A 12,498-nucleotide genomic window follows, 5' to 3' on the forward strand; every position below is an offset into this window, starting at 1 on the left:
GAGGTGCTGGTCCGGGCCCGTTTCAGGGCGCCTGTGCGAACGCGCCGCGTGCAGCCTGCGCGGTGGCCCACAGCGAACCGAGTCCGTGCAGCCGCCCGATGCCGGCAGGCGCCGGTGCGCCCGCGTCCGCCGCCGCGCGCAGATCGACGGTCACCGCTGTGTCCGGGGCCGGACCGGGCTCGGCCCGGCGCAGCAGCAGGGCCACCGCCGCGTCGTGCTCGGGAGAGTTCCGGTCGGCCGAGGGCAGGTGACGCCGGACGGCGGCGGTGCGCTGCGTGGCCACCAGCTCGACACCGACGAGCAGCAGTTGGTCCACCTCTTCGTCGGCGAGCATCAGTTCGGCCGTTTCGAAGGCCTCGGGCATCGAGGCGGCGTCGACCGACAGACAGGTGAGAGCGCCGCGCAGGCCGTGTTCACGGCTGACGTAGCCGAGGATGGACGTCGGCACCGACTGGTAGAAGAGCAGCGGGTTGTGTGCCCGGCCCTCCTGGAGCCGTCGACCCGCCAGATCGGTGGTGGTGGCGTCGCCGAACAGGGTCACGAGCAGGACGGCGGTACGGTCGGCGAACCGCGCCGGCCCGGCGGGTGCCGCATCGGCCAGGCAGCGATCCACGGCCGCACGGACCAGCGGGTTGAAACGGGACTCGATGAAGCCGGGAACGGCCGGTGGGCCGTCATCGCCCACGGGCCGCGGAACGGCCGCGGCCCCCACCACGAGGGCCGGTGCGCGCAGGTTCTCGGATGCGGTCGGGGTGGTCATGGGCGCTCCAGCACGATCGCGGTGTTGACGCCGCCGAAGGCCGCGTTGGCGGTGAGCACGCGGCGTACGTCGGCCGTCCGCGGTTCGTCGGGTATCCAGTCCAGGTCGCACGCGGGGTCCGCGGCGGTGTGTCCGGCGGTGGGCGGGAGGATCCCGTGACGCAGGGCGTACAGGCTGATCGCGGCCTCGACGGCGCCCGAACCCTCCAGCATGTGACCCGTGGTGCTCTTGGTGGAGCTGACCGGCACGGTGCGGGCCGCCGTCCCGAAGGTCCGGTGCAGGGCGGCCGTCTCGGCACTGTCATTGATCTTGGTTCCGGTGCCGTGGGCGTTGACGTAGCCGATCTCCTCGGGTGCCGCGCCCGCGTGCCGGATCGCGGTCGTCATGGCCGTGGACAGGCCCCGCCCCTGCGGGTGCGGCTGGCAGACGTGGTGCGCGTCGGAGGCGATGCCCCATCCGCCGATCCGGGCGAGCGGATCCCCACCGCGGGCACGGACCCGGGTAGCCGACTCCAGGACCAGTGCGGCGACGCCGTCGCCCAGCAGCAGGCCTGTGCGGTCGGCGGAGAACGGACGGACCTGGCCGTCGGTGGCGAAGGCCCGGCCGGAGTCGAACTTGGCGAAGAACTCGCGCTCCACCAGATACGCCCCCGCGCACAGCACGGTGTCGGCACGACCCGAGCGGATCAGCCGCGCGCCGTGGATCAGCGCGTTGGCCGAGGCGACGCAGGCGTTGACGAACGCCAGGCGTCGGCCGGTGACACCGAGGTCGGACGCGACGAGCCCGGGCAGCGCCGCGGGCAGGCTCTCCACCACACGCTGGTCGACGCCGTCGTCGGCGCCGTGCTGCCGCCCGGACCAGAACGTGGTCACCTCGCGATGGTCCCCCTGGGTGCCGACGAGCACGTCGACGCTTGGGTGCCCGGCCAGCCCGGCCATGTCGAGCGCGGCTCGCCCGCAGGCGACGAGGGCTTCGCGCTGACTCGGGGTCTGTTCGGGGCCGACGCCGGGCAGCGGGGCGGTTGCGGGGACGGCGGCATACCGTCCCCGGAACGGGCCGGTGTCGAAGCGCTCGACCCGGCGGAACGCCGGGCGGCCCGCGAAGACGCCTGTGCGCAACGCCTCCTCGCCGAACCCGTGCGCGGTCAGGACGCCGTACCCGGTGACGAGGGCGTCGTCGGGTGCGGTGGTCACGATCCGACGACCTCCCCCCGCGGTTCTCCCGCTCCTGCGAGAAGGCCGACTTGGGCACGCAGGAAGTCGTGAAGCGCGCCGACCGAGGTGATGTCCGCGGCCTGGGCGTGGTCGATCTCCAGCTCGATGCCGTGCTGTTCCTTCAGCTGGTAGAGGAACCACACCACGGTGAGCGAGTCGAGGACGACGTCTGCGTCGTCGGCGATGTCGTCAGGGTCCGCGGTGGGGATGATCTGGCTGAGCGCCAGCAGCCGCTTCACATCGCGCAGGCCGGGCGACTGGGGCCCGAAGGACTCCGGCTCGGGCGAGGCTGCGGACGGGCCGCCGACCAGGGCCTTGTCCGCGATGCGGGCCCGGATGCCGGCGACCAGTTCCCCGAGGGTCGTGTGGGCGAACCCGTCGACCGTCTCGTCATCGACCTGAATGCCGTACTCGCGCTCGACGTGGACCGTGAGCTCGACGAACGACAGCGACTCCAGTTCGAGGCCGTCGGCGCCCAGGGGCGTGGCCGGTGAGATCGTCGGCGGCAGGGGCATGTTGAGCATGTCCCGGATCACGCCGAGCACGAAGTCGGTGATGCGGTGGGTGTCTACGGTCGTCACGTCAGTTCCTCGGGTCAGGGATCATCAGGGCATCGGGCAGGGCATGGACCGGGTCCGTCGCGGCCGCGTAGTCCACGCCGTCGACGCCGAAGCCGTGCAGCTGCCGGGTGGTGGTGAGGTACGCCTCCAGGTCGCCCAGCTCCGCCAGGGTCGCCGCGTCGTGGACCTTGTCCCAGCGGCGCCGGATCTCCTCCTGCACGTCGCCGCGCATCTCGATGTCGTCCAGCCGGATACGGCCCTCGGCATCGACGGTGGCGCGCGCCCCCGGGTACAGGTGCTCCAGCAATCTGCGTGCCTGGTCGTCGGTGGTCTCCAGCAGGCCGGCTTCGCGGGTGACGCGGTGCAGCAGCAGGGTGTAGAGCGCCTGCACCGGCATGGCCTGGCTGGCGGGGGTCACCAGGGCGCGCATGACGGCAGCGTGGGCGGCGCCGCCGTGGGCCGCCATGCGGTGGTGCAGGGCGCGTGCCGTGGACTCCAGGTGCTGTTTCGCCCGGCCCAGGGTGCCGTCACGGTAGGTGGGAGCGAGCCAGGAGTTGCCGACGTAGCTGAAGGCCACGGTGCGGGCGCCGGCGCGGAGCGCGCCGTGCTTTTCGAGGACGTCGATCCAGCGTTCCCAGTCCGCGCCGCCCATGACACGGACCGTGTCGTCGATCTCCTGCGGGGTGGCCGCCGGCGTGGTGTGGTGGCGGACGGATCCGGACGAGGCGTCGAACGCCTTCTCCGTGAAGGGCTCGCCGGTGGTCTTGATGACCGAACGGTGCACCCGGCCGGTGACCGGGTCGGTCCTGCGCGGCGCCGCGACGCTGTGCACGACCAGGTCGACGCCACCGAGTTCCCTGGCGACGAGCCGGGCGGTGCGCTCCTTCACCTCGTCGGCGAACGCGTCGCCGACGACCAGCCGACCGTACAGCCCGGCCGCCGCCAGTTCACGCTGCGTGGCCGCGGCGTTGTACCAGCCGGCGGTGCCGGGCCGGTTGGGGGCGCCCGGCCGCTCCAGACAGACGCCGACGGTGGCGGCCCCATGGCCGAAGGCCGCGGCGAGACGGGTCGCCAGGCCGAGTCCGGACGAGGCGCCGATGACGAGGACGGCGCGGGGCCCGGGCCGGCTGCCGCGGGCCCGGATGGCGTCGATGGTGCGGCGGACGAGGAGGCTGCGGCCGTCGGGGTGCGCGGTGGCCCATGTGGCGCCGCGCCGCACCGGCTCGATGATCACGGGGAACCTCCCGCCGAACCGGCCGCGGACGGGCGGCTCGTCGCCGTGCCGTGCGCGGCGCGCAGCAGTTCCGCGGAACGCAGCAGCTTGCCGTTGGCGGTGCGCGGGAGGGCCGGCACGACGTGGATGCGCCGCGGGATCTTGAAGTTGCTGAGCCGTTCGCGGGCGAAGGCCATCAGGTCGGAGACCGTGAGGCCCTCAGGGGCCCCGACGTGCGCCTCGATGCCGCCCTCCGCGTGAACGACCACGACCTCACGGACGCAGGGGTGCAGCGCCAGTTCTTGCTCGATCTCCATCAGGTCGACCTTGAGCCCGCCGATGGCCACGAGCGAGTCCGAGCGGCCCGCGATCCGCAGGGTGCCGTCGGCCTCGCAGTAGTGGGCGAGGTCCTTGGAGTTGAGCCAGCCGTCCACGTAGCGTTCGGTGCCCTCGTCCTGGAGGTACGGCGACCGGTCGAGCCGCACCCACAGCTCACCGCGTCGGACCCGGGTGTGCACCCCGGGCGCCACCCTGCCGACGACGGGCGGTGCGAACTCCCCGGTGAGGTCGGTGGCGACGATGCCGGTCTCGGTCATCCCGTAGGCCTGCCCGATGCGCAGGCCGTAGCGCTCCTCGAACCTTCGGTGCACGTCCTCACGGAGCCGTTCGCCGCCGCTGACGGCGAGACGGAGCCGGGGTGCCGCCGGCGGGTCGGGCACCCGGCCGAGCAGGTCGTAGTGGAAGGGGACGCCGAAGACCGCGTCGATGTCCTCCTCCGCGAGCGTCGCCGCGAGGGACGGCGGCTGCAGATGGGAGGTGAAGACGAGGGTGGCGCCGACGCTCATGGCGTGGAGCACACCGCCGATGAGACCCAGCGAATGCACGGTGGAGCTGAGCAGCAGCACACGCTCGCCCCGGCGCGGCATCCCGGGGATGCGCGAGAACGCGTCGAGCTCGCTGCGCAAGGACGCGGCCGAGCGCCCGATGACCTTCGGCCGGCCCGTCGAGCCGGAGCTGAACTGCACCAGGCAGTGGTCGGTACGGGCCGGGGTTCCGTCGCGCCGCCACTCGACGTACACCTCGCACTCGTCCTGGAACTGTGTGGCGGTCTCGTCGGTGGTGTGGGCGTAGTACCGCGGCCGGCACAGGTCGAGAACGCGCTGCACCTCGGCGGGCTTGAGCCGGTGGTCGAGGAGCTGGACCTGGGCGCCCAGCGACCACAGGGCCAGGAGCGACCAGATGCCGGTGAGGCTGGGCGGCAGACGCAGGGCCACGGAGCTGCCCGGGCCTATACCGTGCGCGGCGAAGATGTCGATTCTCCGCGTCACCTGGCTTCTCAGCTCGGCCCAGGTCACGTCACGGCAGGTGCGGGCCCAGATGTCGTGGTCCGGCCGACTGCCCAGCAACTCGGCTCCCCACCAGGGGATCGTCACGGGCTGGGAAACAGTCACGGGGATACCTCCAACGGCGAGTCGGGGGGACGGACCGGCCGTGCCCGCACCTGGGCCTCTTGGGCCCGGGCGGCGCGGCGCTCCCCGGGTGGGGGAGCCGCTTCGGGGCACGGCCGGTCTCGGTGACCGGGCTCCGCGGGGGATCGGAACCCGGTGGTTGACGGCGCGTCACTTCTCGACGCAGTACTCCTTGACCGGCCATCCGACGTGCCGCTTCTCGGCGGACACGTAGCCGAGGAGTTTGTCGCCCTGCTTCAGCTCGGTGACGTTGAGCACCGCGGCGCCGGGGCCCAGCACCCGGACGTGCCAGTCGTCCTGGACGGTGAGGCTGACCTCGGTGCCGTCCTCGGCGACCGCCTTGATGGTCAGCAGGGGGCGGGACTCCAGCTTGATCCGGCCCACCACGACACGGCGAGTACGGCCGTCGGCGCCCACGGCCAGGATCGGCGAGCCGGCCTTCAGCTCGCTGAGGTAGTTGGTCCGGTTGTCCAGGCCCAGGGTGTACGAGTGCAGGGCACCGGCGTTGACGCGGAACGGGCGGGTCGGCATGTAGGGCAGTGGGTGCGTCTCGCTGACGCACAGGACGAAGCCGTGGGCGTACGAGCCGACCAGGATGCCCTCGTCCTCCGCGAAGTGGGTCGAGGTGTCGACGCAGACCCGGTCGCCGAGACCGTTGTGCTCGATGGACTCCACCGTGAGCGTGGTGAGGTCCAGGTCCGGGGTCTGCACGCGCAGCAGCTCGGCGAAGCCGAAGACCTCGTTGGCGTCCTGGGGCGCGAACATGACGCCCTCGGAGCCCTTCTCCAGCACATCGAGGATGATGCCGGCCTCTTCGAGGTCGTTCGCCTGGCAGATGAGCTGGCCGGGCGTCTTGTCCGCGGCGGCGATCACGATCTCCAGCGGGATCTTGGTCGGGTCCTGGAACTGCACCACCGTGTACGGCAGTTCCCGCGCCGCGGAGCAGGCGAGCTTGAGCGTGGGGTCGTCGACGACGTCGACGAACGCGGCCGGCTCATGGCCGGTACCGGCGACGTCGAGCCGCAGCCGGTCGAGGTCGTCCGAGTGCGTGAGCCGGGTGAGGAGTACGTCCGGCGTGGCCGGGGCGTCCTCGGCGGGAGCCGCCACGGCCGACGGGAAGAGCTGCTGCGACGGCAGCAGTACGCGCTTGACGGTGGGGGGCAGCGCGGCCAGGCGGCCGGGCTCGTCGGCGACGATGCCCTCGATCTTCGCGTGGATCGCGGCCTCGACGACCGCGTCGTAGTGCTCGGCGGGGACGCCGCGGAGGTCAATCCATCCAAACTTCACCGGGAACCTGCCAATGCGTGAGAGGGAGAGGAGACGGGAAAAGAGGAGATTTCGGTCAGGACCCGGTTCGGGTCGCCGGCCGGGCAGTGCACGACGGCCGCCAGTTCCTGGACCGCCCTGCGGGGGTCGGTGTGCTGGAAGACGCGGCGTCCGACGGCGAGACCGCTGCAACCGGCCTCCAGCGCGGCACGGGCGTAGTCCGTCAGTTCGCCGCTGCCCGGAGGGCCTCCGGCGACGAGGACCGGGATCGGGCTGCTGGCCACCACGTCGGCCATCGCGCCGAAGGGGGCCGACCAGGTCGTCTTCACCAGGTCCGCGCCCAGGTCGGCGGCGATGTTGACGACATGGGCCAGGGTCGTGGGGTCATGCGGATCCGAGATCCGCGGACCCCGCGGGTACACCATGGCCAACAGGGGCATGCCCCAGCGCTCGCAGGCGCTCGCCACGGTGCCGAGATCGGCCAGTTGCTCGGCCTCGGTGTCCGACCCCACGTTCACATGGACGCTGACGGCATCGGCACCGAGCCGGATCGCGTCCTCCACGGAGCCGACGAGCACCTTCGCATCGGCGTCCCGGGCGTGTGGCGTGCTGCCGCTGAGATGGACCACGAGAGCGCTGCCCCGCAGCGACCGCGGGTCAATACCCCGTGCCCGTCCCTTGTGTACGACGACGGCGTCCGCGCCGCCGGCCACCACTTCGTGGACCAGTTGCTGAAAGCGCTGTTCGTCGGCGATGGGACCGTCCGCCAGCGAATGGTCCAGCGGAACGAAGAGATAACGCCCGTCCTGCGGACCGAGCCTGCTCAATCTCAGATTTTTTCCGGGGGACCAGCGTGACATTCAGAACCTCATTTCCTCGACGACGCCACAACGATCACCCGTCGCGTCGGCGGCGCCAAGGCCCGGATACCCTGCCCGACCCGGGCACCGGAATTCCGTTGGGCGGGTGCACCGTTCGAGGGGGCCAGGGTGCGCCATTCGGTCAGGGCGGCCGGGTCTGTCGGCCCGTGCCGGTCGCCCGGAAGGATCCGATGCGCGATTCCATGCGCACCCTCCGCCGATTCAGCGGGAATTCCCGTTCCTGCCAGCCCAAGGAGAAGACGAATGTCGGACCATCCACCGAGCTCGACGGCATGTGTGGTGGGGGCGGGCCCCGCCGGACTGCTGCTCGCCCTGCTCCTCGGCCGTGCCGGCCATCGCGTCACCGTGCTGGAGCGCAGCCCTCGGATCGACCTGACCCGGCAGGCGGGCGCGCCGGTGTTGCAGCCCGTCACCCTGCGCGTCCTGGAGCGCGCCGGTCTCCTGGACGAGGTCCGGGCAGGCGCCGGCGAGATCAGCAGCGGCGAGGTCAGCGTGCGGGGGCGGCAGGTCGCCCGGTACGCCTACAGCGACCTGCCCGACGTGCCCCTGCCCTACGCGCTCACCGTGCCGGTCACCGCTCTGCGGGGTGCGCTGCTGGCGGCAATCGGCGAACTGCCCGGCGTGGAGCTACGGCTGGGCGCCGAAGTGACGGAGCTGAGGGGCGGTGAGGGCGCGCGGCGCGAGCTGGTCGTCCGGGACGCCGACGGCACGCATCTGCTGCGGCCGGACTTCGTCGTCGGCTCCGACGGCAAGTTCTCCACCGTGCGCGACCTCGCCGGGATCCCCACCCACGTCTTCCCGTACGACAAGGGATACCTGGACTTCCTGGTACCCGCCCCGCCCGGCTGGGGCGCCCGCATCACCATGCACTTCACGGACGACGCCTACGTGCTGTCCATGCCGTACCCCGGCGACCGGCTCATCGTCGTGTGGATCACCCGGGAGCAGCAGGTCGACGCCGCCCTGGCGGCCCCGTTCGCCGAGCTGGCCGGGAGGCTCGGCGAGGCGGCTCCCGAGCTGGCGGCCGTCTTCGCGCCGCACGTGGCCGCACGCGGCTGGGACGAGGTGCCGCACCGCCAGGTCCAGCACCACATGGTGCGCCCCGACCGCTGGCTGGACGGCAACGTCCTGCTCATCGGAGACAGCGCACACGCGATGCACGCGTTCGGCGGGCAGGGGCTCAACACCTCTTTGCAGGACGCGGCATGGGCGGCCGAAGGCATCCTCCGGGCCGTGGCCGACAGCGGTTCGACACGATTCCTTCAGGAGCTGCTGAGCCTGCGCGTGCCCTTCGTCGAGGACTTCCAGGAGATGCAGCGCACCACGCTCGCCCCGCTCCCCGGTGAACAGGCCACGGAGCACGGTGACGCGCTGCCGGACTTCCTGCCCATGGTGCTGGGACAGCCCGAGCTGCGTCCGCTGTGGGCCGGCGTCCCGGAAGGGGTGCTGGGGTGACCTCGCCGCTCACGGCTCCGTCGGGGACGTCCCGCCGCACCTTCGGCGCGGGGCTGCCGACTGACGCGTATCTGCGGCGGCTCGGCCACGACCAGCCGCTGGAACCGTCCGTCGACTGCCTGAGATCCCTGGTGCGGGCCCATCTGAGGGTCGTGCCGTACGAGATGCTCGACGCCCTGGACGGACGGCGGCCCGCGCTGGATCTTCCCGGTGTCTTCGACAAGGTGGTGCTCCGCCAGGAGGGCGGGACGTGCCTGGAGACCACCCCGCTGCTGGGCCGCTTTCTGCGCGACGCCGGGTTCGGGGTGCGGCTGGTGGCGGCTCAGGCCTGGCGCGTCAACGGCCAGTGGGCTCCACGCTGGGACCACCTGCTGCTCCTGGTGGAGGCGGAGGGGGCCGAGTGGGTCGTCGACGTCAGCTTCCTGATGCTGACGATCCTGGAACCCCTGCGCGCCGACGGCGGCGAGCACACCCAGTCCGGCTGGACGTACCGGGTGGACACCGCCGACGGGCACCGCGTCGTGGTGCGCCGCACGCCGGACGGCGGCTGGGTGCCGGTCTACCGCTTCACCTCCCGGCCACTGGAGCTCGCCGACTACGAGTGGATCGTCGACTACCACATGGAGGCCGCCGATTCCCCCCTCACGGGCAGCCTGCTGTGCTCCAGGGTGGTGCCGGACGGCAAGCTGATCTTGATGCGGGAGAACTTCGTCCGCGCCGAACACGGTCGGGAACACGTCGAATATCTCGCCACCGCAGCGGAGGCCGAAAAGGCCATTTCCGCGGTGTTCTACGGCCATGAAGAGCAGCTTGTGGAAAGGGCTGTGCGGTTGTGGGAAAGCACCCGCAAGAACCGCCGTGCTCCTCTTCCCGGAATCGGCTGAGCCATTCCCGCTGTGGGGTTCCGCATGAACGGGCTCGCTGGAAAACGGACAGGAACTGCATGATGCGATCTGCCGACCAACGGCAAGAGAAATTCCACGGCGTGGGAATCCGCGCCGTGGGCGCCTACCTTCCCGAGAAAGTCCTCAGCAACGTCGACCTGGAAGAGATTCTCATCACCCGGGACGACTGGATACGGGAGAACATCGGCGTCGAGACCCGTCGCGTGGCGGCCGACGACGAGTGGACCTCCGATCTCGGCGCCCGGGCCCTGCGGGACGCCTGTGACCGTGCCGGGATCACGCCCGCCGACGTGGACCTGGTGATCTGCGGCACGTACACCCCCGACAACATGGCGCCGCCCACGGCGATGCTCGTCATCGACAAGGCCGGCGCGACCGGCGCGACCGGCTTCGACGTCAACAGCGGTGCCTGCCCCGGCAGTGTGTTCGCGCTGGACGTGGGCGCCAAATACGTCGCCTCGGGCGCCTACCGCCGGGTCGCGGTGGTGATGGCCGACGTCAGCACCAAGACACTGGACTGGAAGGACGTCGGCCCCGCCGTCATCTTCGGCGACGGCGCGGCGTGCTACCTGCTGGAGCCGTGCGCCCCGGGCGCCGGGATCGGTCCCACGTTGCTGCGCAGTGACCCGACGCGGTACCGGGCGGTGTGGGTGGCGCGGGAGGAACGCCGCGCCAGGGACGGCCGGCCCCGGCAGAGCGCGTTCGGTGACAACTTCGCCCAGCTGTCCGGCCCCGCGGTGCGGGAGTTCGCCGTGGGCGAGGTGCCCGGCTTCATCGAGGAGTTGCTGGCCGGCAACGGGCTCACTCCGTCCGACGTGGACCTCTTCGCCCTGCATCAGGCCAATCTGTACATCGTCCACGGCATCGTGGACGCGTTGGGGGTGCCCCAGGACCGGACGGTGACGAACGTCCAGAAGTACGGCAACACCTCGGGCGCCAGCGTCCCTCTGGTGCTGCGCGACGCGCTCGACAACGGCAGGCTCTCCCCCGGGGATCTCGTCGTGCTGGCCGCATTCGGGTCCGGGGTGAGCATGGGGGCCACCCTGGTGCGCTGGTGCGGCGAGGGCGACTTCGGCGCACCGGACCGGTCCTCCGCGGAGTTCGCCGGGGCGGTGGGGACGGCATGACGGGCCCCGGCATCCCCCTGGCGCCCGAGGGGAGCGGCGTCGGCATCGCCCGGCGGTCACACGGAACGCCCGCGGGGATCCTCGGAGTCGGCACCTATGTACCGTCACGGCTGGTCAGCAACGCCATGCTGTGCGAGCGGATCGACAGCTCCGACGAGTGGATCCGCAGCCGCTCCGGCATCCGGACCCGCTACTGGGCCACCGAGGAGGAGACCGTCGAGGAGATGGCGGTCTCCGCGGCGGCCCAGGCCGTGGCGAACGCGGGGCTGACGCCCGAGCAGATCGACTGCGTGATCGTGTCCACCGTCTCCCACCTGCGGCAGTTTCCTTCGCTCGCCGTCGCCGTGGCGCACCGCCTCGGCACCCTGGCGCCCGGGGCGTTCGACATCACCGCGGGATGTGCCGGTTTCTGCTACGGGCTTTCGCTCGCCGCCGACCTCGTCGGCGCGGGCAGTGCCCGGCACGTTCTCGTGATCGGTGTCGAACGGCTCTCGGAGCAGCTCGATCCGGAGGACCGGACGACTGCCTTCCTCTTCAGCGACGGGGCGGGCGCGTTCGTGGTGGGCCCGTCCGGGGAACCGGGCATCGGGCCCGTCGTCTGGGGATCCGACGGTTCGCACAAGGACACGATCCGGCAGAGCACCTCATGGGCGTCACTGCGCGACGCGAGGGACGCACCCTGGCCGGTGATCGCCATGGAGGGACGCGAAGTCTTCAAGTGGGCCGCGTACGAGATGGGCCCGGTGGCCCAGCGGGCGCTGGAGCAGGCGGGCGTGGGCGTCCAGGACCTCGCTGCCTTCGTCCCTCATCAGGCCAACCTCCGCATCACCGACGAATTGGTGAAGGGCCTGGCGCTACCGGAGCACGTCGCGGTGGCCCGCACCATCGTCGACTACGGAAACTCCTCGGCGGCGTCCATCCCCACCGCCGTGCACCGCATGCTCGCCGACGGTGACGCGGAGCCGGGCGGTCTCGCCCTGCTGCTCGCCTTCGGCACCGGTCTCGTCTACGCCGGGCAGGTCGTCCGGCTTCCTCCGGCCCCACCCGAGCCACCCCGGCCGGCCGTCCCCGCTTCGCGGTCGGCCGAACCGGCATCACACACACCGTTCGACAACCAAGGAGCAGCAGTATGAACAGGGACGACGTCTTCCGCACCCTCACGGAGATCCTCGACGAGGTCGCCGAGGTGCCGGCCGAAAGGGTCACCCCCGACGCCTCGTTCACCGACGACCTGGAGCTGGACTCGCTGGCCGTGGTCTCGGTGTTCGTCCTGGTCCAGCGCAGGTTCGGGCTGGACGTGCCCAACGAGGACGCCGACGCCCTGACGACGGTGCGCGCGGCGGTCGACTACCTGGAGAGCCGCGTCACCGCGGCCGTGTGACCAAGGACCCCCACGGGCCGGCCCACCGCACAGCGTCGTGCGCGGGTCGGCCCGTCCGTTCCCCGGTTCATCCGCCGGCCTGTACCGGAACTCTTGAGGAGCCCGAAGCATCATGGCGAACCGTCAGCAGCCCAGTTCCATGCCGATCCACAAGTACGGCCGCTACGAGCACGTCGACATCCCGGACCGCACCTGGCCGCAGAACCGTGTCACCACCGCCCCCCGCTGGCTCTCCACCGACCTGCGTGACGGCAACCAGGCCCTGAT

11 protein-coding genes and 1 pseudogene are annotated in these 12,498 nt (G+C 71.6%); 5 read left to right on the forward strand and 7 right to left on the reverse strand.

All coding sequences use genetic code 11. The features are described from left to right. Positions 1-22 precede the first annotated feature (22 nt). From AB0E85_RS13925 to AB0E85_RS13955, 7 genes are all read right to left on the reverse strand, one after another. Positions 23-760 carry a ketosynthase gene (locus tag AB0E85_RS13925; protein ID WP_361925885.1) on the reverse strand — a complete coding sequence of 246 codons (738 nt, stop codon included), beginning with the start codon at positions 758-760 and terminating at the stop codon, positions 23-25. Continuing rightward, positions 757-1,953, reverse strand: a complete 1,197-nt coding sequence (locus tag AB0E85_RS13930) for a beta-ketoacyl-[acyl-carrier-protein] synthase family protein (protein ID WP_361925887.1) — start codon at positions 1,951-1,953, stop codon at positions 757-759. Before AB0E85_RS13930 ends, AB0E85_RS13925 begins: the two co-directional genes overlap by 4 nt. Continuing rightward, positions 1,950-2,555 carry an acyl carrier protein gene (locus tag AB0E85_RS13935; protein WP_361925889.1) on the reverse strand — a complete coding sequence of 202 codons (606 nt, stop codon included), beginning with the start codon at positions 2,553-2,555 and terminating at the stop codon, positions 1,950-1,952. Before AB0E85_RS13935 ends, AB0E85_RS13930 begins: the two co-directional genes overlap by 4 nt. 1 nt (position 2,556) lies before the next feature. Then, positions 2,557-3,768: an enoyl-ACP reductase FabV gene (fabV, locus tag AB0E85_RS13940; protein WP_361925891.1), complete on the reverse strand. Its 1,212-nt coding sequence runs from the start codon at positions 3,766-3,768 to the stop codon at positions 2,557-2,559. After that, on the reverse strand, positions 3,765-5,198 hold the full coding sequence (locus AB0E85_RS13945) for a class I adenylate-forming enzyme family protein (protein ID WP_361925893.1): 1,434 nt from the start codon (positions 5,196-5,198) through the stop codon (positions 3,765-3,767). The genes fabV and AB0E85_RS13945 overlap by 4 nt, the downstream gene beginning before the upstream one ends. A gap of 168 nt (positions 5,199-5,366) precedes the next feature. Continuing rightward, on the reverse strand, positions 5,367-6,503 hold the full coding sequence (locus tag AB0E85_RS13950; RefSeq protein WP_361925895.1) for a 3-dehydroquinate synthase II: 1,137 nt from the start codon (positions 6,501-6,503) through the stop codon (positions 5,367-5,369). Next, positions 6,500-7,342: a 2-amino-3,7-dideoxy-D-threo-hept-6-ulosonate synthase gene (locus AB0E85_RS13955; RefSeq protein ID WP_361925897.1), complete on the reverse strand. Its 843-nt coding sequence runs from the start codon at positions 7,340-7,342 to the stop codon at positions 6,500-6,502. The genes AB0E85_RS13950 and AB0E85_RS13955 overlap by 4 nt, the downstream gene beginning before the upstream one ends. 264 nt (positions 7,343-7,606) lie before the next feature. On the opposite strand from AB0E85_RS13955, the gene AB0E85_RS13960 reads away from it, so the two are divergent. The 5 genes and pseudogenes from AB0E85_RS13960 to AB0E85_RS13980 all read left to right on the forward strand — a co-directional run bounded on the left by AB0E85_RS13960 (position 7,607) and on the right by AB0E85_RS13980 (position 12,231). Further along, positions 7,607-8,818 (forward strand): NAD(P)/FAD-dependent oxidoreductase, encoded by a 1,212-nt coding sequence (locus tag AB0E85_RS13960; RefSeq protein ID WP_361925899.1) that lies wholly within the window; start codon positions 7,607-7,609, stop codon positions 8,816-8,818. Then, a complete protein-coding gene (locus AB0E85_RS13965) occupies positions 8,815-9,702 on the forward strand; it encodes an arylamine N-acetyltransferase (RefSeq protein ID WP_361925901.1) in 888 nt (295 codons plus the stop codon). The genes AB0E85_RS13960 and AB0E85_RS13965 overlap by 4 nt, the downstream gene beginning before the upstream one ends. A gap of 101 nt (positions 9,703-9,803) precedes the next feature. Next, positions 9,804-10,850: a beta-ketoacyl-ACP synthase 3 gene (locus AB0E85_RS13970; RefSeq protein WP_361925903.1), complete on the forward strand. Its 1,047-nt coding sequence runs from the start codon at positions 9,804-9,806 to the stop codon at positions 10,848-10,850. Beyond that, positions 10,847-11,884: pseudogene (locus AB0E85_RS13975) on the forward strand (beta-ketoacyl-ACP synthase III); the annotation flags it as partial. The gene AB0E85_RS13970 and the pseudogene AB0E85_RS13975, both read left to right, overlap by 4 nt. A gap of 95 nt (positions 11,885-11,979) precedes the next feature. Further along, complete coding sequence (locus tag AB0E85_RS13980; protein WP_361925905.1) at positions 11,980-12,231, forward strand: phosphopantetheine-binding protein; 252 nt, start codon at positions 11,980-11,982, stop codon at positions 12,229-12,231. Positions 12,232-12,498 lie beyond the last annotated feature (267 nt).

Source organism: Streptomyces sp. NPDC029044 (assembly GCF_040637495.1).
Classification (GTDB): domain Bacteria; phylum Actinomycetota; class Actinomycetes; order Streptomycetales; family Streptomycetaceae; genus Streptomyces.